Source organism: Streptacidiphilus sp. MAP12-33 (genome assembly GCF_041261265.1).
GTDB lineage: Bacteria > Actinomycetota > Actinomycetes > Streptomycetales > Streptomycetaceae > Streptacidiphilus.
In genome coordinates this window covers 19,846-44,296 of sequence record NZ_JBGCCA010000011.1, presented here as the reverse complement: position 1 = coordinate 44,296, position 24,451 = coordinate 19,846, and the positions used below count along the sequence as shown (strand labels likewise).

General features: G+C 71.0%; 19 protein-coding genes and 1 pseudogene. 14 read left to right on the top strand and 6 right to left on the bottom strand.

What is annotated here, in order from left to right; translation table 11 throughout:
* Positions 1-154: 154 nt before the first annotated feature.
* Together ABH931_RS13240 and ABH931_RS13235 are read right to left on the bottom strand one after the other, a co-directional pair.
* The gene (locus ABH931_RS13240; RefSeq protein WP_370112683.1) at positions 155-1,165 is read right to left on the bottom strand and encodes a hypothetical protein; all 1,011 of its coding nucleotides are present in this window, start codon (positions 1,163-1,165) and stop codon (positions 155-157) included.
* Positions 1,152-1,475: a hypothetical protein gene (locus ABH931_RS13235; protein ID WP_370112681.1), complete on the bottom strand. Its 324-nt coding sequence runs from the start codon at positions 1,473-1,475 to the stop codon at positions 1,152-1,154. Before ABH931_RS13235 ends, ABH931_RS13240 begins: the two co-directional genes overlap by 14 nt.
* Before the next feature lie 569 nt (positions 1,476-2,044).
* Here ABH931_RS13235 and ABH931_RS13230 point away from each other — a divergent pair.
* The 9 genes and pseudogenes from ABH931_RS13230 to ABH931_RS13190 all read left to right on the top strand — a co-directional run bounded on the left by ABH931_RS13230 (position 2,045) and on the right by ABH931_RS13190 (position 12,590).
* Entirely contained in the window at positions 2,045-2,350 is a 306-nt protein-coding gene (locus tag ABH931_RS13230) for a TetR family transcriptional regulator C-terminal domain-containing protein (protein ID WP_370112680.1), read from the top strand.
* Positions 2,351-2,648: 298 nt separating this feature from the next.
* Complete coding sequence (locus ABH931_RS13225) at positions 2,649-3,548, top strand: carbohydrate deacetylase (protein WP_370112678.1); 900 nt, start codon at positions 2,649-2,651, stop codon at positions 3,546-3,548.
* A 266-nt stretch (positions 3,549-3,814) separates the two neighbouring features.
* Positions 3,815-4,570: pseudogene (locus ABH931_RS13220) on the top strand (transglycosylase domain-containing protein); the annotation flags it as partial.
* Between the two features lie 199 nt (positions 4,571-4,769).
* Positions 4,770-5,921: a transglycosylase domain-containing protein gene (locus ABH931_RS13215; RefSeq protein ID WP_370112677.1), complete on the top strand. Its 1,152-nt coding sequence runs from the start codon at positions 4,770-4,772 to the stop codon at positions 5,919-5,921.
* An 845-nt stretch (positions 5,922-6,766) separates the two neighbouring features.
* Positions 6,767-7,234, top strand: a complete 468-nt coding sequence (locus ABH931_RS13210) for a hypothetical protein (RefSeq protein WP_370112675.1) — start codon at positions 6,767-6,769, stop codon at positions 7,232-7,234.
* 351 nt (positions 7,235-7,585) lie between these two features.
* The gene (locus tag ABH931_RS13205) at positions 7,586-7,840 is read left to right on the top strand and encodes a hypothetical protein (RefSeq protein ID WP_370112673.1); all 255 of its coding nucleotides are present in this window, start codon (positions 7,586-7,588) and stop codon (positions 7,838-7,840) included.
* A 38-nt stretch (positions 7,841-7,878) separates the two neighbouring features.
* Positions 7,879-8,055 carry a hypothetical protein gene (locus ABH931_RS13200; RefSeq protein ID WP_370112671.1) on the top strand — a complete coding sequence of 59 codons (177 nt, stop codon included), beginning with the start codon at positions 7,879-7,881 and terminating at the stop codon, positions 8,053-8,055.
* A 376-nt stretch (positions 8,056-8,431) separates the two neighbouring features.
* On the top strand, positions 8,432-9,802 hold the full coding sequence (locus ABH931_RS13195; RefSeq protein WP_370112669.1) for a S8 family serine peptidase: 1,371 nt from the start codon (positions 8,432-8,434) through the stop codon (positions 9,800-9,802).
* A 202-nt stretch (positions 9,803-10,004) separates the two neighbouring features.
* Positions 10,005-12,590 (top strand): hypothetical protein, encoded by a 2,586-nt coding sequence (locus ABH931_RS13190; RefSeq protein ID WP_370112668.1) that lies wholly within the window; start codon positions 10,005-10,007, stop codon positions 12,588-12,590.
* A 446-nt stretch (positions 12,591-13,036) separates the two neighbouring features.
* On the opposite strand, the gene ABH931_RS13185 is transcribed toward ABH931_RS13190, so the two are convergent.
* Positions 13,037-13,390: a MerR family transcriptional regulator gene (locus ABH931_RS13185; protein WP_370112666.1), complete on the bottom strand. Its 354-nt coding sequence runs from the start codon at positions 13,388-13,390 to the stop codon at positions 13,037-13,039.
* Positions 13,391-13,508: 118 nt separating this feature from the next.
* On the opposite strand from ABH931_RS13185, the gene ABH931_RS13180 reads away from it, so the two are divergent.
* The 5 genes from ABH931_RS13180 (at position 13,509) to ABH931_RS13160 (ending at position 20,501) form a co-directional block, all read left to right on the top strand.
* Positions 13,509-14,171, top strand: a complete 663-nt coding sequence (locus ABH931_RS13180; RefSeq protein ID WP_370112664.1) for an SDR family NAD(P)-dependent oxidoreductase — start codon at positions 13,509-13,511, stop codon at positions 14,169-14,171.
* Positions 14,172-14,282: 111 nt separating this feature from the next.
* Entirely contained in the window at positions 14,283-14,891 is a 609-nt protein-coding gene (gene wrbA, locus ABH931_RS13175) for an NAD(P)H:quinone oxidoreductase (protein WP_370112662.1), read from the top strand.
* Between the two features lie 44 nt (positions 14,892-14,935).
* Complete coding sequence (locus ABH931_RS13170; protein ID WP_370112661.1) at positions 14,936-15,238, top strand: muconolactone Delta-isomerase family protein; 303 nt, start codon at positions 14,936-14,938, stop codon at positions 15,236-15,238.
* 265 nt (positions 15,239-15,503) lie between these two features.
* Entirely contained in the window at positions 15,504-16,001 is a 498-nt protein-coding gene (locus tag ABH931_RS13165; protein ID WP_370112659.1) for a flavodoxin family protein, read from the top strand.
* Between the two features lie 486 nt (positions 16,002-16,487).
* The gene (locus ABH931_RS13160; protein WP_370112657.1) at positions 16,488-20,501 is read left to right on the top strand and encodes a glycoside hydrolase family 3 C-terminal domain-containing protein; all 4,014 of its coding nucleotides are present in this window, start codon (positions 16,488-16,490) and stop codon (positions 20,499-20,501) included.
* Between the two features lie 324 nt (positions 20,502-20,825).
* On the opposite strand, the gene ABH931_RS13155 is transcribed toward ABH931_RS13160, so the two are convergent.
* From ABH931_RS13155 to ABH931_RS13145, 3 genes are all read right to left on the bottom strand, one after another.
* A complete protein-coding gene (locus tag ABH931_RS13155) occupies positions 20,826-21,719 on the bottom strand; it encodes a hypothetical protein (RefSeq protein ID WP_370112656.1) in 894 nt (297 codons plus the stop codon).
* 232 nt (positions 21,720-21,951) lie between these two features.
* Positions 21,952-22,653, bottom strand: a complete 702-nt coding sequence (locus ABH931_RS13150; RefSeq protein WP_370112654.1) for a response regulator — start codon at positions 22,651-22,653, stop codon at positions 21,952-21,954.
* Between the two features lie 20 nt (positions 22,654-22,673).
* Positions 22,674-24,356, bottom strand: coding sequence for a sensor histidine kinase (locus ABH931_RS13145; RefSeq protein ID WP_370112652.1), 1,683 nt, complete (start codon positions 24,354-24,356; stop codon positions 22,674-22,676).
* Between the last annotated feature and the right edge of the window lie 95 nt (positions 24,357-24,451).

Genomic DNA, 24,451 nt, shown 5'->3' with positions numbered 1-24,451 from the left:
CGACCAGGCCTGCTGCGGCAAGTCCGGCGAGCCCGGTGAGTCCGATGCGGACCACGGCACGGCGGGCAGGCGCCTTTGGTGCGGCATCATCGTTGTGCACGGGCGTCAACACCTCACAGAGGGGCTATCGGGCAAGGGCGGGCCGTGCCGGAGCTCAGCCGCAATTGCTGTCCGTGGCGCAGTCCGCCCAGCGCGGGTGGCCGGCGGGGTCCAGCCCGTACTCGATGTGCTGCACCGGCTGGAGCGGTGCGGCCTCCATGGTGAGCGGCCGGCCTCCGTCACCGATCGTCTCGGTGTACTGGCCCTTCGCGGTGGCGTAGCCGACGGCGAACCGCCAGGCGCAGACCTTTCCCGCCTCACCGGTCACTTTGACGTCGAGCGCCCCGGGCGTCATCCCGGGGCCGAGGTCGATCTGGTGGTCCCTGAAGTAGGGGACGGTCGAATTGCCCTGGTCGTCCACCGCATCGACCGGGTCGTCGGGAGTCAGCACCGAGAACGCGACGGTCGGGACCGCGTCGTCGCCCTCGTTGACAAAGTTGATCAACGTCTTGGCGGTGGTGTCGTGGCATCCGATCTGCACCGGCCGCATGCTCTGGATGCTCACCGGCGAGCTGCGGTCGCTGAGGAACACCATGCGAAAGGTCACTCGCGGCCCGGTCTGCCAGTTGACGGAGGCGAACCGCCCGCCCAGGGGGCGCAGGTACTCCCACACTGCTTGTCCGTCGCCGCCGTTGATGCGTTCCAGGCCCGCGACCTCACTCGGGGTCAGGACGCGGTCCAGGACCACCGCCCAGTTCATGTAGGACGGGATCGGGTCGACCGGGTCTCCGGGGTAGGAGACCTGGGTGGCGAACGGCGGACCGGCGCCGTCCGCGGAGGCCGTCCCGCCGCGCCCCGCCCCCACGGAGGAGCCCGCCCCGTGCCCGTTGCTGCCCCAAAGAACGACCTGGAGACTCACCGTGCTCACGACGAACACCCCGACGAAGACCAGCACCAGCCCCTTCCAGCCGATCGCCCGCCGGGGGCCGCTGTTCGGGCCGTGGTAGTTGTTGATCTCGGTGGCCTGGACGTCCCGGCCGGCCATGATGTTCGTGGCGTTCGGCCCAACCTTCGCCCGTTGGAACGGCCGCTCGCGCCGTCGCGGCGACGGCTCAGTCCCGCTCATGCCCGCGCCGCTCGTCCTGACGGATCCGCACGTCCCGGCCAGCCATGATGTTCGTACCACCCCGGGCGACTCTGGCCCGCTGCACGACCTGCCGGCCGGCACCGGCTTCGGCACCCTCCTGCGTGCCGCCGCGCGACGCCTCCTCGCGGCCGGCCCACCAAGCCAGAGCGCCACCGACCCCGGTGCCGAGGAACACGGCGACGGTGAGCGCGACGAACCACCGATCGCTCTCCGCGTGGGGTGTCCACGGGAAGTGCACGCCCATCAGCAGCGTGGCGCAGCCTACGAACACCAGCAGTGACACCAGCACCGCTGTCCCCCAGCGAGCCGTCCGGTTCACAGATCCCCCGATCGCGTGCGAAGAAACTGCCAGCAGCATAGGCCGTGTCGGGCTCACGTCAATGCCAATTGGCACCGGACGTACGAACTGCCGCGGACAAGCTCCTTGACGAATCATCAGGTATTGGCCAGCGGCCGGCGGCTCCCTCTGCCGACACGCCGTTCACGGTCCAAGCCTGGAAGACCAGGTGCGCGGTGTCGACCAGGGTCCGCAGCGGACATGGCCCGCCTCGCCGTAAGCAGCGGTGCGACGCTAGGTTCAAGCGGTCCAACAACGCGGACAGTACAGGTCAGGCGGGCGAGCGAGTGGGCAAGGGGCCGGCGGCGCGAATGTGGAGGCGGACGCTCGGGCTGGTCATGTAGGCCAGGGGTGTCTGGGCGAGGTGGGTGACAACGGTGGCGCGGGGGTCCGCCCCGGCGGTGACGGCCTGGTCGCAGAGGCGGTCGATGGCGTCCTGGGCGACAGGTCCCAGCCGGGGGCGACGCACTCGGCCGGCTGCGGCGACTGCTGGCCGTCTGGTCCGCGCCGAGGGCGACCGGATGGGGCAGCTCTGGCTCGGCGCCTGGAGCCTGGCCGCCGACAACGAGGCCCTGTGCACGGCGGTCGACCAGCGCATGGCCGACGGCCACCGTCTGGTGACCGCCATCCTCACAGCCGGCGTCGACGAAGGCTCCTTCCGCGACCACAACCCCGAGGCGCTCGCCTGGACCCTGCTGTCCATGCTCGACGGCCTCATCGTCCACAGCTCGCTGCGGATCAACGCCCCCAGCATCGACGTCAGTGTTACCGTTCGCGACCTGATGGAAGACCAACTCGGCCTGCCGCGCCGCGCACTGGCGCCGTAGGCCACCACGCCCCCCGACCCCGACACGCGGGCCCGAACGGACCGCCGTGCGGGGGGGCAAGGCCGGATCAGCCGTGGCGGTGGAGCGGGTGCGGGCGACAGGCGATGAGCTCAGGGGGTGCGCGCGTCGCACAGTTGCTCATCGATCCCCACCTGGTCCCTCCGTCAATCGAGTGGATCGGGTAGGGAGCGAGGACCGTGTGGCCAGGGGCCTCGCGGTGATGTGCCCGTCCGCTGTGGTGTTGGGAAGGCAGGGTAAATCGCGTGCCGGATTCTCGTGGAGGTCCCAGACTGCGAGCATGGAAGGACATGCCCTGCCGCCCGCGGTCGTCACCTCCTCGGTGCAGTCGAATGAGGAGTTGGGTTACCCCGCGGGCGCCCGACTGCTGATCGTCAACTGCGACGACATGGGGATGTACCCGGCGATCAACGCCGCCGTCGTCGAGTCGATCGAGCAGGGGATCGCTACTTCCTGCAGCTTGATGGCCTTGTGCCCGGCCGCGCCGGACGCCATGCGGCGTCTGCGCCGGCGACCTGGGATCGCGTTCGGGATCCACCTCACGCTGGTCTGCGAGATGCCGCGACTTCCATGGGGCCCGATGACCGCCAAGGAGAAGGTGCCCTCCCTGCTGGATCCCGAGGGCCGCCTGTTCGCGCCGACGCCCGCCGGGCGCGCCGCCCTGCTCCGCCGGGCCAGGCTGGACGAGATCGACTTGGAGTTCCGGGCGCAGATCGATGCCGTCTCCGACGCCGGGATCACGCCCACCCACCTCGACTTCCACTGCCTGGCTGACGGAGGTCGCGACGACATCTTCGACCTCACGCTGGAACTGGCCCGCGAGTACGGCCTCGCGGTTCGAGCCTGGCTGGAGCCGGGACGACGTGCGGTTCGGCAACGGAAACTGGTCGCCATCGACAACGACTTCCTCGACAGCTTCTCCCTGGCAATCGAGGGGAAGACGGCCAGGTATGTGCAGTTGCTGCGGGACCTGCCCCCGGGGTTGAGCGAGTGGGCTGTCCATCCCGGCCTGGGCGATCCGTACTCCGAGGCCGTCGACGACGGCTGGCTCGTTCGCCGCACTGACTACGAGTTCCTGACCTCACCCCAGGCCCACGAGGCCCTTCTCCAGGAGGGCATCGAGGTGATCGACTACAGGCAGATCCAGCAAGCCTGGCGGCAGGCCGCCGGGCCCCGCTGAGGCGTGCGCTCAAGGTCGGCGACCTGGGTCGGGGCCGGCGAGCGCAGGCCGCCGGCCCGTGACCCACTCGTCGACCTGGGGCAGCGTGAAAGCACCGGTCATCCACGCACTCGGATGCCTGGGGGCTGACGGCCGGGCGGCCGAGCCGCGGCCCCGCCGAAGCGGCACTGGACCACACGGAACGCTGCGGCGATTCACAGCGCTTTGTCGCACACCTGTGACGCTGGACGGCAAGACCCATCGATCTTGGTACGTAGGGTTGATCCGTGGCACCGAAGCGCTCTGAGACATCCCCCTCCGTTCCCCCGCACACCCCCCGACGCCCGGGTCGGCAGCTCCTCCTGGGCCTCCGCCTGGTCGGCGCGAGCACCGTGGCCGGCGCGGTCCTCGCAGCCATCGCCCTACCCGCCTTCGGCGGGCTCGGGCTGGGCGCCAAGGCCGCGGCCGACGACTTCAACAACCTCCCCGGCGACCTGGTCGTGCCGACGCTCTCGCAGGCGTCGAAGATCTACGACGCCGACGGCGACGTGATAGCCACCGTCTACTCCCGCGACCGCACAGTCGTGCCGATCTCCAAGATCGCCCCAATGATGCAGAACGCGCTGGTGGACATCGAGGACCACCGCTTCTACCAGCACGGCGCGATCGACCTGCAGGGCACGCTGCGCGCACTGCTCAAGGACGGCGCCAACGGCGGCGTCTCCCAGGGCGGCTCGACGCTGACCCAGCAGTACGTGAAGAACGTCTTCGTCGAGGAGGCCGGCGACAGCTCGACCGGCGTCGCCGACGCGACCCGGCAGACCCTCGGCCGCAAGATCCAGGAACTGAAGTACGCGATCGAGCTGGAGCAGAAGCTCAGCAAGCAGCAGATCCTCGACAACTACCTCAACATCACGTACTTCGGCGGCGGCGCCTACGGAGTCGAGGCCGCCGCGCAGCTGTACTTCAGTGAACACGCCAACCGACTGACCCTGCCGCAGGCCGCTCTGCTGGCGGGCCTGGTCCAGTCGCCCTCCGCCTACGACCCGGTGCACAACCCCACCGCCGCGCTCACCCGCCGCAACCAGGTCCTGGACGCCATGGCCACCTACGGCACCATCACCAAGGTCCAGGCCGCGCAGGCCAAGGCCACGCCGCTGGCCCTGAAGGTCACCGTGCCCAAGACCGGGTGCATCACCGCCAAGGGGGGGCGACGAGTTCTTCTGCAACTACGTCGAGCACGTGCTGCTGGACGACCCCGCATTCGGCGCCACGGCCGAGGCCCGCCAGGCGCTCTTCGACCAAGGCGGCCTGCAGATCCACACCACCCTCAGCCCGAAGGACCAAGGCGCCGAGGAACAGGCCCTGCACCATCACATCTACGGCAGCGACAGCGCCGTCGCGGTCTCCAGCATGGTGCAGCCCGGCACCGGCCAGATCCTCGCCATGGCCCAAAGCCGCCCCTTCGGTACCGGCACCCACCAGACAGAGATCAACTACAACGTGAACGGCTTGCAGGGGGGCGGCGAGGGCTTCCAGACCGGCTCGGTCTTCAAGGCGGTCACCGCGGCCACCGCCCTGTCCGAGGGCTACCCACTCAGCTACCAGATCGACTCCCCGGCCGTTGCCGACTACCCGGCGATGACGGACTGCAACGGCGTGGTCCACCCCGCCGTCTCCGGCGACAAGAACGACACCACCAAGCCGTACGGCAAGATCGACATGGTCAAGGCCATGGCCGCCTCCGTCAACACCTACTTCGTGCCACTGGAGGCGCAGGCCGGTCTGTGCAACGTGGTCCACATGGCGCAGAGCCTCGGCCTCGGCAGCCAGGGCATGGTCAACTCCAAGGGCACCGCCCTCATACCGCTCTCCCAGGAACAGTCACTGACCCTCGGCGTCAACGACCTCACCCCGCTGCAGATCGCCGACGCGTACGCGACCTTCGCCGCCAACGGCACCTACTGCAACCCCACCGCGATCACCTCCGTGGTGAACGCCGGCGGCAAGAACCTGCCAGTGCCGTCCGCCGACTGCCACCAGGTGCTCTCGCCGTCCGTGGCCCAACAGGTCAACACGCTGCTGCACTCGGTCGTCTCCGATCAGGGCACCGGCGCGACGATCGCCATCCCCTACTCCGACGCGGGCAAGACGGGCACCACCAACAGCGAGGCCCAGGCCTGGTTCGCCGGCTACACCTCCGAACTCTCCGACGCCACCGTCGTCACCAACCCCAACTACCCCACCCGGTCCCTCAACGGCGTCGACATCGGCGGCCAAAGTTACGACCCCGCCTACGGCTTCGAGACGGCCGGCCCGATGTGGCACGACGCCATGGTCGGCGCCATGAACGGCCTCCCCGACAATCCGCTCACCTTCGCCCCTGGCAAGTAGCCCTGCCCCCACGGCAGGCAACCAACCCGAGCCGCTCCCTGTCGGTTCCACCCCCGGGGTGGAACCGACAGCTGTGACGCCGAAGACTGGGACGCTCGAGTGCCCCTCCCCCAGCAGCGGCTCGGTCATACAACTGACGTGCCGCCGGACGCTCACCCAGAGCAGCAATAGTCAGGACTTGAGATGGGACTTCCGACGCGGCGAAGCGAGCCGCTGCGAGCCGGGCGTTATCGCGCACCCTTGGGCCGGGGTGGCGGAGGAACGGCTCGATCAGCGGCCGGGCCCGCGGGTCGTCGGTGGCGCCGTCCGCTGGATGGCCCCGGTCCTCGGCGTCTACAGGAATGCTGCCTTCGGACTGCCCCCGCGTCAGCGATGCGGACGCCGTCGTGGTGGCGATGCGGACGCCGTCGTGGTGATCGGAGCACCCCCGCGTCAGCGGCGGGACGGTCCACTCACGCGCCCTGTCTCCGTGCAGTCACGACGGATCCCCGCGTCGGCCGGATGGACCACCGCCGCGGCTCGCCATCGCACCCCGAGCCGGGCCGCCTCCCCATAGGCGAGGCGGATGCAGGCCCAGGGAGGTCCTGGGGCTAGAAATGCGCGAACTCCGCTGCAAGGAGTGCCCCGCAGATGGTCGCCATCATGAACATGGTGCACGCACCACATAACTGAGAGTGCATCAGTCCACGCCAGTCAACGGCGCAACCAGCCATCCTGCAAACGCGTCTGATCTGTTGTCAGCATATGGGCCAAGCGTGCTACTGGGGGAAATCATGATGAGCTGGAGCCACTCCAGAACTGTCAGAACGGCGGCTGCGGGGGCAGCAGTAGCGATCGGCGTCTCCGTGGGCCTGTTCGGGGCCTCCGACGCGGCAACGGCGGCGACGACCGCGTCGCACGCGAAGACGCTGTCGGCATCCGCCGAGGCGCCCGCCGCCGCCCCGCGTTACGTGGTGAGCGACTGCGGCCACACGCAGGTCAAGCCGGGGACGATCTACCTGGCCTGCGCGGACAACGGCCTCGGGCTGAAGGACCTGCACTGGACGAGCTGGACGCCGCAGCTGGCCAGTGCCTACGGCACCGCGTGGTGGAAGGACTGCATCCCCAACTGCGCGGACGGCCACATCCTCTCCGGTCCCGTCGTGGTCGAGCTGTTCGGCAGCGCCACGGTCAAGGGACACTCGGGCGAACGTCGTTACACCGAGGTCACCATCACCTACCTGGGGCGGCGCCGCCCTGTGCTGTACGTGAAGAACTGCGGCGGCAAGCTCGTGGCCACCTATCCCGTGAACTCGACCCAGCCGGTTGTCTGAGCCCAGGTCGAGCGCAACGTCGAGGCGCCCTGGGACGATGCGGCAGCACCGCTCCGGGGACGCCTCAGCGCTCCTACCGGGTGATGAAGACGGCCCGTCCGACGATTCTCCTGAATTCAGGGTCGCGAGCGCCGATTTTGGGCGGACAGGTCTGTGATCCAGGTGCGGGTGGGATGGCCAGCAGGGCTGACGGACGGCGGTGTGGTGGTACTGCCCAGCCTCACGGACGTCAGCCCCACGCCGGTGGCTCCCCGGGCGATACCCGGGGGCCGAGGGCTTGTCGGGGCTCTCCGATAGGTTCCGGGCGTCGAACCGGACCACCTTGCAAAGGCGAACCCAGTGAGCTTCCACATGCACCTTCGGGCTGCCCCACCACAGGAGATCCACCCGGACAGTGCGTGGGTCGAGGCCTTCATGCTGGCGGCCTGGGCCGACCACCAAAAGGAGTACAGCGCCGGGATCGCTGACTCGATCGAGAAGGATTTCGCGGGCGTCAGCCACCTCTACACCGGCACCCCTGACGGGCCCACCGACCCCGGGAACCCGAGCGGACTGCCGATCTTCGGCGGTGAACTCGTACCCCGCGAGGACGGTCCCCGTTCCTGATCCTGCGGCCGCAGCGCGTCGGAGAGGCGGCGGCCTTCTTGGACGCCGCCTCCTTCGACACACTCTGGGAGGCCTCAGGTGCCGTGATCTCTGCAAGCTGGGGCACTCCAGCACTCGCCCGAGAGATCTACCTGAGCCACCACGAAGGTCTCGTCCCCTTCTACCGAGCAGCGGCTGAAGCCGGCCAGGCCGTCATCAAGGCCTTCTGGTACTGACTTCCGACTCCGACTGGGCGGGTCCCCGGAGGTTCGAGACGTGCTCGGCCTCCCGGGACCCGGCAGGCCACGTGGCGCAAGCTCGCTCGGACCTGGCGGCTAGGCAGGTAGATCGCCGGATATCTGGTCCCCTGCGGCTCTCCTCGCGGTGTGCGGTGGCGCATTCGAGGACGCAGCAGGCGCGGTACGGCCGGTGCACCCCTGATCGGGGTTGCCTCTCGGTCCGGAGGGTAGCGGGTGGGACATGTCATGCGGCAGCATCAGCCTCATTGTCGGGGCGGTGCCAGGAACGGGCGGGGTTCGTCACCCAAGCGGAATGCGTCTTGGAGCTGCGTCCTGCCTTCGCGGCCCGCCGTTGGTGAGCCAGAGGAGAACCATGGACCACTCCATCGCACGTTCTCGCTCCGCCCGCACAGCAGCTGTCGCCACCGTCGGCGCAGCTGCGCTCGTCGCACTCTCCGCCGTCGGGCCCGCGTCCGGGCTTGCCGTGGCGGGCGCGAAGGCCTCGCTGCCCGCGCCGGTCCCGGCCTCGCACGGCCACGTGCTCAAGACGGGGATGGCGGCTCCGGTCCCCACCAGCGTCTGCCTGAGCCAGATTCAGATCCGCTGCTACACGCCACTGCAGTACCGCACGGCCTACAACCTCGCCCCGGTCTACGACGCCGGGATCACCGGCAAGGGCCGCACGATCGTCATCGTCGACTCCTTCGGCTCACCGACCATCCAGAACGACCTCCAGGTCTTCGACAAGCAGTTCGGGCTGCCCGACACCACCGTCGACGTCCGGCAGTGGGGCACCGTCCCGCCCTTCGACCCGACCAACGCCGACCAGAACGGCTGGGCCGGGGAGACGACGCTGGACGTCGAGTACGCCCACGCCATCGCCCCGGGCGCCCACATCGTGCTGATCGAGACCGGCGTCTCGGAGACCGAGGGCACCACCGGCTTCCCGGAGATGATGAGCGCCGAGGACAACGCCATCCGCCACGGACTCGGCGACGTGATCTCGCAGAGCTTCGGCGCCACCGAGAACACCTTCCCCGACTACCAGGTCAACGGCACCCGCTCGCTGATGGCGTTGCGCTACGCCTTCAAGGACGCCGCCATGCGTGGGGTGACCGTCCTGGGGGCCTCGGGCGACAACGGCGCGACCGACGCGACCCTCGACGGGACGGGCACCTACCCCTACCCTGTCGACTCCTGGCCGTCGGCCGACCCGCTGGTCACCTCCGTCGGCGGAACGCAGCTGACCCTGGACGACAGCGGAGCGCGCACCGCTCCCGACATGGTCTGGAACGACGGCTACGGCGCGGGCGGCGGCGGGATATCCGGTGTCTTCGCACGGCCCTGGTACCAGAACGGCGTCGCCCAGGTCACCGGTGACCACCGCGGCACCCCGGACATCAGCATGACCGCGGCGGTCAACGGTGCCGCCTGGACCTACCAGTCGTTCGACCCCACCAGCGTCGGCTGGGGCCTGGTCGGCGGCACCAGCGAGGCCACACCGATCTTCTCCGGCATCGTCGCGCTCGCCGACCAGAAGGCGGGCCACCGCCTGGGCCTGATCAACCCCGCGCTCTACGCGATGGCCGAACACCCCGACCGGAACGGCATCGTGGACGTCACCGTCGGCAACAACTCCTTCGCCGGCGTGACCGGCTACGACGCGACCCCGGGCTACGACCTGGCCAGTGGCGTGGGCACCATCGACGCGGCACGCTTCGTGGCCGCGCTCGCACGCCGCTGACACCCGACGCACCGTGGTGCTCCCCGACCGTTGCCGGGGAGCACCACCGGCCAGGCCACTGCGGACGCCGTGACCTCAGTGGTGCCCGGTACTCAGTCCCTCCCGGTAGCTACTCAGAGGCTTCGCAAGTATGTTCTCGATGCCACAAGTTCCCTGCCCTGCCTAGGCTTTGAAGCCTCGATGGACAGACTGGGGGGTTGCCTTGAAGCGTCAACAGGAGCAGTCGACCGCTGCGGTGCCGAACACGCCGCTCGAGTTCGACACCGCGATCGCCGCCGCCTACCAAGCACTGCTGAGCGCATCGAACGCCGGCGACGCGACCCGCGGCACCAAGGCCGCGCAGCCCGCGCCCGCCCCGGTGCGGAGCCCAGCCGACGAGCCCGCAGCCAAGCGGCCCAAGGGGGAAGGCGGAGCGGCCGTGACACCGCCCAAGCTCACCCGGGAGCCCTCGAACCTCGTCCCGCGGCGACACGTGCTGCCCAGGATGGCCCGGGTGACCCTGCGGCCGCTCCTGGAGCTCGACCCGCAGGGCAGGATCCAGCGTCTGGTGATCAGCCCGGGACACCGGACTCCCTCCCCGTTCGGGTCCCGGATGGGCGACCACACGGTGGCCTGGCAGGCGGTCGTCGACGCCCTGCGTGCCGCGCTGTTCGGCGCCGATCTCGACACCGCCGTACAGGTGCTGACGAACCACCAGGCACAGGCGTCCGCCTGGATGTCACAGTCGGGTTCGACCGGGAAGAAGCGGCTGGCGCTGCTGCCGGACGCCGCCCGGCGCACTGAGCTCCTGGAGGACTCCGCCTTCGAGGTGGCGGAGCAACTCAAGGCGGCGACGACCGCGCTGACGTGGGGAAGCCCGCCGGCTGCGGCGGCCGCGCTCGAACGGGCGATCGCCTTTCACCTCACCTACGTGAACTACCTCCCCTTCAGCACCGTGCCGGTCTACTCTGCCGGGGGGTCCAAGGGTTCGGGTGAGGGCAGCTACCGCCGCCTCCTGCTGGAGACGGAGGCGCCCGGTGCGGGCATCGACCGCGGGGCCGAGGTGGACGACTTCGCAGCGGACGAGGAGCCCGACGAGACCTTGGAGGAGGCCTCGGCCGCCACCCAGCCGCTGGACGTGGCGCCCGAGGGTGCGGAGGCGGAGTCCGAGGCTCCCCCGCAGGAGACCGAGCCGGCGCCCACCGCGCCGGTGGACCGGCCCGCCCTGCTGCGCAACGCCCTGTGGAAGCTGTTCTCCTTCGAGGCCGCGCTGCGCGCGTCCCGGGTCTCGGCGGCGCTCCAGCCGCCTCAGCCCGCGGGTGAGAACGTGGTCTCCGGCGAGCACAAGGACCTGGAGCGGCTCGTGGTCGCGGTCCTTGACCAACTCGACCTCAGCCCCAAGGTGCGCAAAGTCCTGGCCACCCAGGGGCGCACCTTCGTTCCGGGAACGGCCTACGACCCGGCCCTGGTGACGAAGCTCCAGGCCGAAGGTGAGCGGATGCGGACCTCCCTGTTCGGTGACCCGGAGAAGACGCACCTGTCCCAGCTCGCCTCCTCGGCGCGCGACGCGGCCGCGGCGATGAAGTCGGCGGAGATCTCCGGCGGGCTCGCCCCCGGCAAGGCCGAGCAGTACCGCAAGGCCCTCGCGGTCTACCGCACTCCGGCCCAGGTGGCCACCGCGAAGATCGTCAACGCCGCCGAGCACGCGCTCCCCAACGCCGCCCTGGTCCTGGCCTACCTGCTGCACGACCACCAGATGACCGTGGTGGCCGCCTATCCGCAGTCGGTGTCGGTGTCCGGGTTCCTGACGCCGCTCAAGCCCCTGGACAGCGGCACCACCGATCCGGCCACGGCCCCCGCCGCCGCCGCACTCGAGCAACTGCACGCCGAGATCACGGCCCGGGCCACCCGGCTGCGCGCCGACGGCCAGGCCCTGGAGAAGCTGCTGACTGCCACCAAGCAGGCCTACGCGGAGCTCTTCGCCGCCTCGCCGGTCCCCCGCCCCGTGTTGAACGGCTGGGCGGCCCACCGCGCCACGGAGGCGCTGGTGGTCGCGTACAACGCGACGCCGGGCGCGGGCGAGCCCGTCCTCGAGGTCAACGGGCGTGCCCCCGCCCCGCGCGGCGTGGCCGGGATGGGGTCGCACACCACGGCCTGGCTGGTCGAGGTGGCCGCCACGGACGCCATGGCCGCCGTCCCGAACGGCGCACTTCAGGGCTTCCGGGACGCGGTGGTCAAGGACCTGCGGTCCGACGTGATGCGCCTGGACTGCGTGCTCCCGGTGGACCAGCTGCGCGGCGGCCAGATCCGGCTGGTGTTCGACACCGCCGCCAGGGTGCTGGATGCCACCTCGATCAGGGAGGCTGCCGCCCAGTACCTGCGGTTCCGCAACCTGCTTCCGTACGCCACGGTCGACGCGGGCGATCGCGGCGGCCACGGCGAGGACCTGACCCGCCCCAGCAACGTCCTTTTCGACCTCGCCTCCCTGCGACACGCCGCGGAACTGCACGATGCCACCCTGACCGGGGACGACGACCGCAACGCGGTCGCCCGCGACCTCGCGACCCTCGCCACCTCGCTGAGCAACAAGCCGAGCGCCTCCTGGGGCAAGCACCAGGAGATCCGCGAGGCGGTGGCCGCCTGCTCGCTGCGTCTGGCCGCCCAGTCCACCCTGCTGATGGCCGGCCGGCCGGAGAAGACGGTGGAGACGATCCTCGGTGTTCGCTGGCGCGAGCACGAGGACACCTTCAGGAGGGCCCAGGTGTCCCGCATGGTCGCCAACGCCCGCAAGGCCAAGGGCCTCGTCTAACACCCCCGCCACGCGCCGTCGGTGCTCCTCCACCGAACGCGCGGATCCCGACGGGCTCGTGGACCGGCGGGCTCGCTGGCCTGCGGGCCAGCGGGCCAGCGGGCCAGCGGGCCAGCGGGCCGGTCAGGATCGTCGGCGGGCGGGCGGTCTCCATGCTCCGACGGCTGCTCGACCGTGACTTGCGGCCGGTCGAGCAGCCCGATGCGGCAAGCGGTACGCCCGGAGGGGCGTGATGAAGCCGACGGGGGCACGCTGCGGCGGCCTCAGCCGCAGCGGTCGGGGCACATGTCACGAGTTCGGGGCAGCGACCCGTCCCGTCCCCGCGGCCCGACCGTCTGCTCGCACCGCGCTGGATGTGAGCGGGCGACGGGCGACCGGTGGAGCGGAGGGCGCCGCGTCCGGCGAGGGCGAGCCACAGGCGGCTTGCCCTCGGCTCGCCCGGCGCCTCAGCTCCCCGCCTGGACGAGGAGCCGGTCGACCAGACGACGTGAGTGCTCGAGTCCCTCGATCGACGCGTCCAGGCGCGTGCGCTGGCGGGCCAGGCGGGTGACCATCTCCGGGCACTCCGGTACCAGCTGCCCCGCATCGTTCCCCACGCAGGGCAGCATGACGCCGATGTTCTCGGTGTTCAGACCCGCGGCAAGCAGCGCGCGGATGGTGCCGACGCGCGCCACGTCCGACTCCTGATAGCGCCGCCTGCCCGCAGGCGTCCGCTCGGGGGCCAGCAGCCCGCGCTCCTCGTAGTACCGCAGCAGCCGCTCCGGCACACCGGAACGGGCGGCAAGTTCGCCGATCTGCATCCGCGCTACCTCTTCCTGCTCTTCCGACCTGCGGCGATGCCACAGGGCTTGCTCCTCACACCGATGAGAGCACCTACGGTCATCGCGATCAACACCACGCGAGTCGGAGGAGATTCCCATGCCAGGACTAGTCATCGTGGGCGCCGGACCGGGCCTGGGCGCCGCGGTCGCCGCGCGGTTCGCACGCGAGGGCCTGCCCGTCGCGGCGATCGCCCGCAGCCGGGCGCTCGACGAGGTCGCCGCCGGGTTCCGCGCGCAGAGCTCGGCGCCGGTTCTCGCACTGCGCGCCGACAGCAGCGACCGTGGCGCGCTGCACGCAGCCCTCGACATCGCCGTGGACGCGCACGGTGTGCCCGACGTCCTCGTCTACAACGCCGCGATCATCCGGCCGGACCGGCCCGGCGAACTGAGCACGCAGCAGCACCTGGACGCGTGGTCGGTGAACGTGCTCGGTGCGATGGACGCGGCGACCCACCTGGCCCCGCGGATGGCCCAGGCCGGTGGCGGCACGGTGATCATCACGGGCGGCATGCCGCAGCCTCTCAGCCGCAGCACGAGCCTGTCCCTCGGCAAGGCCGGTGTCCGCGCGCTCACCCAGATCCTCGACCAGGAGTACGGCGATCTCGGCGTGCACGTGGCCACCGTGACCGTGGACTGCGCCATCGTGCCGGGCACCGACGCCGACCCCGAGCTGATCGCCGAGCACTACTGGGCGCTGCACCGTCAGCCGCGTGCGCAGTGGCAGCACGAGATCGTGCATTCGGCCTCAGACCCGGCCTGAACACGTCCCCGGAAGGCAGCCGGCCGTGCCGGACTCCATCCGGACCCTCGACCGAAGTTCCACTCCTTTGCCAGACCCATCAGCATCACCACCTCGAAACGGAGAACCCCTGTGTCCACCCCCGTGAAGCTCGCCATCGTCTACTACTCCTCCACCGGCACCATCGCCGAGATCGCCAAGGAACTGCACGACGCCGGCGTCAAGGCCGGCGCCGAGGTCCGCCTGCTGAAGGCCGCCGAGCTCGCTCCTGCCGCCGCCATCGAGTCCAACCCGGCCTGGGCCGCGCACCACGCCGCCACCCGCGACCTCCCCGAGGCGAGCGCCGAGGACATCGGCTGGGCCGACGCCGTGCTCTTCGGCTCCCCGACCCGCTTCGGCAACGTCTCCGCGCAGCTCAAGCAGTTCATCGACAGCCTTGGAGGCCTGTGGGCGCAGGGCAAGCTGGCCGACAAGGTCTACAGCGGCTTCGTCTCGAGCGCGACCGCCCACGGCGGCCAGGAGTCCACCCTTCTCGCCCTCTACAACTCGATCCACCACTTCGGCGGCATCACCGTCACCCCCGGCTTCACCGACCCGGCCAAGTTCGTCGACGGCAACCCCTACGGCACCTCCCACGTCGACGCCCAGGGCAGCAACCCCGTCGACGACACCACCCGCACCGCCGCGCGCATCCAGGCCGAGCGCGTCGTCAAGATCACCGCGCAGCTCAAGGCCGCCTGACCGATCGTCACAGCAGCACTCACAACAGCAGCAGAAGGAGAACCGTGAAGGAGTTCCTGGTCGAGCTGACCACCACCGTGCCCGAGGGCACCGACCCGGCCGAGGTCGAGCGCGTCCGTGCGGCCGAAGCCGTCCGGGCCGCGGAACTGGCCCGCGCCGGCCACCTGGTCAGGCTGTGGCGCCCCGTGGGCGAACTGCGCAGCATCGGCCTCTGGCGGGCCACCGACGAGGCCGAGCTGTACGAGAAGGCGCTCGGCACACTCCCCTTGTGGCCGTGGATGACCTCGACGGTCACCTCCCTCCAGTCCCACCCCAACGACCCGGCCGGAGTCACCGACGCGGCCTGAGCCCCACGCGGCCCCCACAAACACGGATCGTCGCCGACCCCAGTGGTCGGCGACGATCCGTGAGACGTGTCGCCAGTGGTCCTTTGCGGTGCCAGTCAGTCCTCGGTTCAGCACCGGCCGAAAAGGTGGCGAAGGCCGGCTGGCCACAACGGCACCGGATCCCAACTGACACAGCCCACGGCCGCAACTCCCCGACCGGATGTCACATCCCACGCCCCCGCACTGTCTCCACTGCAAAGGCACGAGAGAGAAGGGATTCGTGAGGATGAAGACCGTCATCGTGTGTGTCTCGGTGTCCCACGGCAACACTCGGCGCATCGCCGACGCCATGGCCCACCAACTGGATGCCAAGGTCGTCTCCCCCGAGCACGCCGAGCCGGCCGAGCTGGCCGACGCCGACCTGCTCGGATTCGGCTCTGGCGTCTTCTACGGCAGACTCCACCCCCACCTGACCGAGTTCGCCAACACACTGCCCATCCGGCAAGGCAGCGCGTTCGTTTTCGCCACCAGCGGTCTCCCCGAGATCCCACCAGCACCCTTCAGCCGCCCCCTGGTCCAACTCCTCCAAAGCAAGGGCCTCGACGTGGACGGCACGTTCTCGTGCCGCGCATTCGACACCTGGGCACCCTTCAAACTGATCGGCGGCCTCAACAAACACCGACCAGGCCCCGCCGACCTGACTGCGGCCCAGACCTTCGCCGCACGCATGCGCGACGGGCGGGAGCAAACGCGGATCGCCTCCTGGCCCGCCCGACCCCAGTAGTTGGTCGGCGGATCGACGGCGGTGGCGGCGATCCGCTCGCGGTGGGGCTCGAACCGTGGTGTGGTGGCGTGCCTGTTCGCGCCCGAGGCGGTTGTCGTGAGCCGTCCGCTGAGCCAGCCGTGGAGGATACCGGCCGCGCTGGTGTCGTGCGCGTCGTAGGACCACCCGCGCGGGTTGTGGGCGACGACGGTCCAGGCGTCGGGTTCGCCCTCGGCGAGCCGGCAGAGCCGGTCTCCCTTGCCTGTCACAAGACTTGACGTGATCCGGGCATTACCGTAGACCTTCCTCCGAGAGAGCGCTCTCTCGGGCACTGACGCGGCACCGGCGGCCCCAACGGGTCACCCCTCAGCCGACTGCCGAACGCACTCGCACGGACCGCCCGGATCACGCACCTCGGGCGAACTCGGCCCACCGACAGCGCTGTTGTCGAGGGCCGGCACGTCCAGGCACTCCAAGGCATCAGATCGGCCGACTGAAGGGAACGCAATGAGGCCTCTCCCACCCACCTGGCCACTCGCGCCCGCCCGTGGCAGACCCCGCCGTACCGTCCACCGCCCGCGCGCCCTGTACGCGCTGCTCGCGGTCCTGGCCCTGCTGGCGGTCTCGCTGGTGGCCGGCTCGACTTCCCCGGCGTTCGCCGCGGGCAGCGCTCCGTTCGGCGGGACCGCCGCCGCCGTGCCGGGCACCGTGCAGGCCGCCGACTACGACACCGGCGGGCCGGGCGTGGCGTACAGCGTCTCCTCGACCAACGGCAGCGCCAACAGCTACCGCACCGACGGCATCGACCTCGAGACCACGGCGGATACCCAGGACACCACCGGCGGCGGCGCCTACGACATCGGCTGGACCACCGCCGGCCAGTGGTTCGACTACACCGTCAACGCCGCCTCCGCCGGCACCTACACCATCAGCTTCCGCGTCGCCTCGCCCTACGGCATCGCCGACGCACTCCACCTCACCAACTCCTCCGGCACGAACCTGACCGGGACGGTCGCCGTACCCAACACCGGCGGCTACGAGACCTGGGCCACCGTCACCGCCAACCTCACCCTCCCCGCCGGAACCCAGACACTGACAGTCCACCAGGACTCCAACGGCTGGAACCTCCACGCCATGGCCTTCACGCTGGCGTCGGGGGGCGGAGGTTCGGGATCGGGCAACGGCGGGCCCTTCGGCGGGACCGCCGCCGCCGTGCCGGGCACCGTGCCCGCGGCCAACTACGACACCGGCGGGCCGGGCGTGGCGTACAGCGTCTCCTCGACCAACGGCAGCGCCAACAGCTACCGCACCGACGGCATCGACCTCGAAGCCACCGCCGACACCCAGGACACCACCGGCGGCGGCGCCTACGACATCGGCTGGACCACCGCCGGCCAGTGGTTCGACTACACCGTCAACGCCGCCTCCGCCGGCACCTACACCATCAGCTTCCGCGTCGCCTCGCCCTACGGCATCGCCGACGCACTCCACCTCACCAACTCCTCCGGCACGAACCTGACCGGAGCGGTCGCCGTACCCAACACCGGCGGCTATGAGACCTGGGCCACCGTCACCGCCAACCTCACCCTCCCCGCCGGAACCCAGACACTGACAGTCCACCAGGACTCCAACGGCTGGAACTTCCACACGATGGGCTTCAGCCAGGGGTCGAACTCCGGTGGCGGGGGCACCGGTTCGCAGTACTGCGGAATCCAGGACCTCGCGATGGACCAGCCCACCACGGCCTCGTCGACCTACTCGGCCACCGCCAACCAGGCCGTCGCCGCCACCGACGGCGACACGGGAACCCGGTGGGAGAGCGCATACAGCGACCCCCAGTGGCTGGAGGTCGACCTGGGGTCCACGACGCAGATCTGCAGCATCGGCGTCCTGTGGGAGGCCGCCTACGCCTCCGCGTTCCAGCTCCAGGTCTCGAACGACAACACGAACTGGACCACCGTCTACTCCACCACCACCGGGACCGGCGGCCAGGAGACCTTCCCGGTCTCCACCAGCGCCCGCTACGTCCGCATGAACGGCACGGCCCGCGCCACGCAGTGGGGCTACTCGATCCTCGAGTTCGACGTCTACGGCCTCACCACCACCGCCCCGCTCGCCGGAGGCACCGGCAACGGCGGGAACGGCAGTTGTCCGTGGGTCGGCTCCACCGCGCCGGTCGCCCAGCGCGTCCAGCAGGTGCTGACCACCATGGACCAGTCGGAGGAGGCCAGTCTGCTCTCCGGCGACGGCGCCTCCACCTACATCGGCCAGGTCCCCGCGATCCCGAACCTGTGCATCCCGGCGATCAACATGGAGGACGGTCCGTCCGGTGTCGGTGACGGCAACGGCGGGGTGACCGCCTTCCCCGACGGCGAGAACGCCGCCGCCACCTGGGACCCCGCACTGATCCAGCAGGAAGGCGCGGCCAAGGGCGCCGAGTTCGCCGGAAAGGGCGCGAACGTCTCGCTCGGCCCGACGACGAACCTCGTGCGCGACCCGCGCTGGGGGCGGACCTACGAGACCTACGGCGAGGACCCGTACCTGGCCGGGCAGATCACCTCGGCCGAGGTGGAGGGCCTTCAGAGCCAGGGCGTGATGGCGATGGTCAAGCACGTCGCCGCCTACGACCAGGAGCAGTACCCGAACGGCGGGAACAACGAGACCGTCAGCCAGCAGGCGCTGGAGGAGCTGTATCTCGCCCCGTTCCAGAACGCCATCGCCAAGTCCGCACCGGCGGCGATGATGTGCTCGTACGCCGTGGTCGACAACGCCCCCTCCTGTGCCAGCGCCACCATGCTGCAGGACGGCCTGGACAACCAGGCGAACTACGGCGGCTTCGTCACCTCCGACTGGGGCGGCGCGGGATCCGCCGTCGGCGACCTGGAGGGCGGCATGAACATCGCCATGCCCTTCTCCAACGCGAGCCAGGTGACCGCCGCCCTCACGGCCGGCACGCTCAGCCCGGCGCTGGTGAACGAGCGGGTGGCCAAGATCCTCACCCAGATGTTCGGGTTCGGCATGTTCGACAACCCCGCCACGGGATCGCTGTCCAGCACCGTCACCAGTACGGCGCATCAGCAGACCGCGCTCCAGCTCGGCGAGGAGGGAACGGTGCTGCTCAAGAACAACGGCCTGCTCCCGCTGAACCCGAACATGACCGGCACCATCGCCGTGATCGGCACCGACGGCGGCGCGGGCGTCGAGCTCGCCGGCGGCGGCAGCGGAGGCGTGGACAGCTCGAACACCGTCTGGCCGCTCACCGGGATCCAGAACGCGGCCGGGCCCAACCTCAAGGTCACCTACACCCAGGGGGACGACAACGGCACGACCGACATCCCGCAGGCGGTCGCCGCGGCCAAGGCCGCGACCGACGCGATCGTCTACGTCAACCTGCCCGAGGGCGAGGAGAGCGACCTGACGTCGATCGACCTGTCCGCCGCGGACGAGGCGATGATCCAGCAGGTGGCCGCGGCCAACCCGAACACCGTCGTGGTGATCAACAGCGGCGGGCCGGTGGTCATGCCGTGGCTCGGCAGCGTCGCGGGTGTCTTCGAGAACTGGTACGGCGGCGGTGAGACCGGCGCCGCGACAGCCGCGCTGATCTTCGGTCAGGCCAACCCGTCCGGAAAACTGCCGGTCACCTTCCCGGCCAGCCTCGGCCAGGTCCCGGCGCAGACCACCGCGCAGTGGCCGGGCACACCGACCGGCCCCGTCTACAGCGAGGGCGTGAACATCGGCTACCGCTGGTACCAGTCCCAGAACATCACCCCGCTGTTCCCGTTCGGATACGGCCTCTCCTACACGAAGTTCTCCTTCTCCAACCTCAGCGTCGGCGCGTTCAACGCCGACGGCGAGGCGACGGTGACGGCCACCATGACCAACACCGGCTCGGTCGCGGGCGCCGACGTCGCCCAGATGTACGTGGGCGATCCCGCCGCCAGCAACGACCCCCCGCTCCAGCTCAGGGGTTTCGACCGGGCGACACTCAACCCGGGCCAGTCCACGACGGTCAGCTTCCCGCTGAGCATCCACGACCTGGCCTCGTGGTCGGGAACCGACAACCAGTGGGAGGCGCAGGCGGGCACGTACGCGATCAGGGTCGGCGACGCGTCGAACAGCCTGCCGCTCACGGGTTCGACGAGCCTGGCCCAGAAGCTGACCGGTCAGGTCGCCGCCGGCGCCTCGGCGGCGGGCGTCGCCGCGGCCAACACGGCGGTGAGTGCGAACGTCGCGGCGAACTCGGGCGTGCCGGGCGCGGAGACGGTCGGCGTCGTCAACCCGTTCGGGTACAGCAGCCCCAAGGGCGCGGCGGTCTCCTTCGCCATGCAGGCGGTCGACTCCAATCCGCACCAGGCGTTGACCTTCACCGCCACCGGTCTGCCGCCGGGCACGACGATCGCGTCCAACGGCACGGTCTCCGGCACGGGAAGCACCCTTGGCACCTACACCGTGACGGTGACAGCAACCGACACGGCGGGGGTCAGCGGTTCGGCGACCTTCGTGTGGTCCGTCGTGCAGTGAGCTGAGACGCGCACGGCGCGGGAACCGGTCGCGGTGCCTCGGGGACGCCCGGGGCACCGCGACCGTCGTCCTGCGGCGGTGTCCGAGCGTCGTCGGGCGCGCGGCCGGGCACGACCGAGGTCCTGCCGCCGCGCTCCGGCCCGCCCGTCGGGCCTCACGCACGTCCATCGTGGGAGCGAGCGCGTCCGCTGCCCTCCGCCGCCCAGTGGCTGCGCGACACACTGGGCCTGCACACCCTGTGGGGCTCGGCCATCGTCCCGCCGACCGGACAACGCCGCCCGCCCGTCGGCAGGGCCGCCGACGGTGCCGGTGAGGTGGGCACGCTCACGGCCGCGTGCGGATGCTGCGCGCCATGCGGCTCCAGGTGTGGCGGCGGCCGCGGATGGCCACCGAGTAGTCGTAGAGCAGCTCCGGGTCCATCACCCCGGCCAGCCAGGCGTCGCCGAAGTGGTGGGCGTCGACGCCGATCTCCTTGGCGTTCAGGGCGAGCTGCGGCACGAGGCTGCGGTGGGACCCCTCCTGGCTGGTCCCCACCGTGCCCATCGCGATGGCGCCCGCGGCGTGGACGGCCCGGACCGCCTCGGCCGCGATCTCGCGGGTGACCCCGGGCACCGTGCCGGGGAGCGGGACCAGTACGCCGTCGGCGCCCGCCTCGGCCACCCGTCGCATCCCGGAGGCGTCCAGCGGCTCGGTGCGCCCGGCCATGTGCATCTTGCCCGACCAGATCGCCGCGTCGTCGCCCAGCGCGGCACGCAGCTGTTCGCTGGTGCGAGCGATGTCGGCCAGGTCGGCGCCGGTGGCGGGGTTCGCGGTCACGCACAGCAGCGCGGCGCCCTGGTCGCACAGCAGCCGGGCGTTGCCGACGGTGGCCTTGCGGGCCGCCGGCACGTCGCCGGGCTCGAGGTTGACCCCGACCGGCCGGCCCAGGTGTCGGGCGAGTGCGTCCAGGGAGTCGAAGCGGCCAAGAGCGGGAAGGTTCCAGACCGCGCCGTCGAAGACCAGCTCCAGCATGTTCAGGACGATCACGTCGGCACCGAAGGCGGCGGCGAGCTCGGTGTTGCAGACACCGCCCGTGCCGTCCGGTCCGGCCAGCACCGCCGTGTTGGGCCTGACCTCACCGACCAGCGTGCGTCCTTCGGCAGCGGCCACCGCCGCGGTCAGCTCCCGGCCGCGCAGCGCGGTCAGCGGGCCGCCGTCCAGGTCAAGAATGCGGGTCACGGACGGTGCTCCTCGTTGTCGGGGCGGGCCCGGGCCAGGCACGCGCACGGAATCCTCCGCTCTGTTCTATGCGCTCCGGCTCCCCCTACGGACGGGTCCAAGGACGCCCGTACCGGGCCTCCAAGGGCCCGGTGCCACCAGGCCCTTGGTCCACACCCATGCCCGGCGGACACCCAGCCCCGGGCGACGGCCCGGCCGGCGCCCGACGACCGGGCCGGCACCCGTTCGAGGGTCAGGGGACCAGGCCGGCCTCCGCCGCCACCAGGGCGGCCTGGACCCGGGTGTCCGCACCGGTCTTGTCCAGAATGTCGCTGACCAGCACCTTGACGGCGTCGGGTCCCAGGCCGAGCCTGAGGCCGAGTTCCAGGTTGGGCATGCCCTGCCCCAGGAGCGAGAGCGCCTCGCGCTCGCGCTCGTTCAGCGCCTGGACGCGCTGCCGCGCGGTGGGTCGGTCGTCGTCGACGGTGGCGGTGGCACCGGCCTCGAGCCCGCCGGCCAGCATCCGCTTGACGACCACACCGGTGACGCCGGGCGACAGCACCGCGTCCCCGGCCGCGGCCGCCCGGACCGCGCTGACCAGTTCCTGCGGTCCGTCGTCCTTGAGCAGGAAGCCGCTGGCCCCGGACTGCAGGGCTCGGGTGACGTTCTCCTCGTCGCCGAACGTGGTCAGCATCACCACCACCGGGCGTGGCTCGAGCGCGCGCAGCGGCGCGATGGTGGCGAGGCCGTCCAGCACGGGCATCCGGATGTCCACCAGCGCCACGTCCACCGGTTGGGCGGCGGCCAGCTCCAGCGCCTCGGCGCCGTTGGCCGCCTCCGCCACCACCTCGATCCCCTCGGCGTGACGCAGGATCAGCCGGACCCCGGCCCGGATCGCCGGTTCGTCGTCGGCGAGCAGCACCCGGATCGGGGCCGCCCCACTGTTCTCGGTCATCACCACTCCGGGATCGGGGGTCAGGCGGACGGGACGGGAACGGACAGCACCGCGTCATGCGCCAGAGGAGCACTGAAATGGGAGATATCGGTCAGAACGTTCCCGGCGAAACAGTAACGGGTGATCTGCAGCCGGTCCTGCAACGTCGCGGAGGTGTAGGGGAAGATGCACCGGGTGGTCCCCGCCGCCCGATCCGGCTCCCGCCCGGCCGCGGCCGCGCTGACCGCGTCGTTGTTCCCGCCGACCAGCGCCGTCACCTGGTCGAAGGACATCCCCAGGTGCAGCGAGTCCGGCGGCGGCGCGGAGGCGTAGTTGTAGTAGTGGGCCTCCTGCACCACCGCCAGGCCGAGCAACAGGATGGCGCCCAGGCCCGCCAGACCGAGCGCCGCCGAGACGACTCCGGCCATCTGCCGTCGCACCGGGCCCTCGATCGCCGGCAACCCCTCCAGCGCGGCGGACTCCCGGACCTGCCGGTCCGCCGCCCCGTCCTGGTCCGGATCGGTCGGCACCGTCGCCTCGACCTGGAAACCGCCCTGCGCGCTCGGACCGGCCGTCAGTTCGCCGCCCAGCAGCGCCACTCGCTCACCGAGCCCCGTCAGCCCGCGTCCGGTGCCCAGCCCCGAGGTCGCAGCGGGCCGCGCGGACGGCGGACCGTTGCGCACCCGCAACTCGATCCGCTCGGGCAGGTGCCGAACCGTCACCCACACCGGGGCACCGGGGGCGTAACGGTGGACGTTGGTCAGCGACTCCCGCACCACCCGGTTCACCGCCCGGCGCACCCGGGGCTGGACCGCGTCCAGGTCCTCCCCCTCCCAGGAGTACTCGACGGGCACCCCCGCCGCCCGTGACTCCTCCACCAGTGCCAGCACGTCGGACCTGGTGCCGGTGGCGTCGGTGAGCGCATCGGTGCCGGTGTCGCGTCCCAGCGGGCCGAGCACGCCGAGCACCTGCCGCAGCTCGTCCATCGCGTCCCGGCCCGCGCGGCGCACCTGGGCGGCCTCCTCGCGCAGTTCCGGTGCCTGCGAACCCAGCGCCATCTCCAGGCCGCCCGCGTGCAGGGCGATCAGGCTGAGGCGATGCCCGACCAGATCGTGCATCTCGGCCGCGATCCTGGACCGCTCGTGGATCCGGGACTCGCTCTCGGCCAGCCGGCGGGCCTGTTCCGCCGCGGCGGTCCGCTCCCGCAGCGCCAGCACCAAGCGGTCCTGCTGTCCTGCGGCGGTCCCGACAAGTCCGGGCACCAGAACCGTCACCGCCGCCAGGACCACACCCAACTGCGCCGCGTACTGCCAGCGGCCGTCCTGCCACACCACCACCCGCAGCAGACACACCACCACCGGCAGTACCGCGGCCGACCCCAGCAGCACGTCCCGGCGCCGGGCCCGCTCGCAGCGCCGCGTGGAGCTGTAGCAGACGATGGCGCACAGCATCGACGCCGCCGGCATCACCCCGACCAGCGCCGCCTGCCCCAGCATCGCCGCCTGCGGAAATCGCCGGCGCCCCACCAGCAGCGCCAGTGCCCCACATCCCAGCAGCAGCAGGGTGCCGCGGCCCAGCGTCCCCGACTGGCCCACGGAGTGGAGAACGGCGTAGGTGACCACCATCACCACCCCACCGGCCAGGGCCTCGGCCACGAGCAGCCCGGGGCCACCGCCCCCGGGCGACGCGGCGGGATCAGCGGGGAGCACCGGCACGAAACGCATACCGCCGAGTATGGCCACGCGGCCACGCCCGCCACGGAACCCCGCCGACCATGCCACCCGACCGGCTCCCTGACCGTGGGCGGGCGTGGGCGTGC

Coding starts and splice junctions, on each gene's coding strand:
- ABH931_RS13180 (WP_370112664.1), top strand. CDS start 13,509: ATGCCAGGACTAGTCATCGTGGGCGCCGGACCGGGCCTGGGCGCCGCG.
- ABH931_RS13240 (WP_370112683.1), bottom strand. CDS start 1,165: ATGAGCGGGACTGAGCCGTCGCCGCGACGGCGCGAGCGGCCGTTCCAA.
- ABH931_RS13230 (WP_370112680.1), top strand. CDS start 2,045: ATGGGGCAGCTCTGGCTCGGCGCCTGGAGCCTGGCCGCCGACAACGAG.
- ABH931_RS13205 (WP_370112673.1), top strand. CDS start 7,586: ATGCACCTTCGGGCTGCCCCACCACAGGAGATCCACCCGGACAGTGCG.
- ABH931_RS13185 (WP_370112666.1), bottom strand. CDS start 13,390: ATGCAGATCGGCGAACTTGCCGCCCGTTCCGGTGTGCCGGAGCGGCTG.
- ABH931_RS13225 (WP_370112678.1), top strand. CDS start 2,649: ATGGAAGGACATGCCCTGCCGCCCGCGGTCGTCACCTCCTCGGTGCAG.
- ABH931_RS13195 (WP_370112669.1), top strand. CDS start 8,432: ATGGACCACTCCATCGCACGTTCTCGCTCCGCCCGCACAGCAGCTGTC.
- ABH931_RS13165 (WP_370112659.1), top strand. CDS start 15,504: ATGAAGACCGTCATCGTGTGTGTCTCGGTGTCCCACGGCAACACTCGG.
- ABH931_RS13160 (WP_370112657.1), top strand. CDS start 16,488: ATGAGGCCTCTCCCACCCACCTGGCCACTCGCGCCCGCCCGTGGCAGA.
- ABH931_RS13150 (WP_370112654.1), bottom strand. CDS start 22,653: ATGACCGAGAACAGTGGGGCGGCCCCGATCCGGGTGCTGCTCGCCGAC.
- ABH931_RS13145 (WP_370112652.1), bottom strand. CDS start 24,356: ATGCGTTTCGTGCCGGTGCTCCCCGCTGATCCCGCCGCGTCGCCCGGG.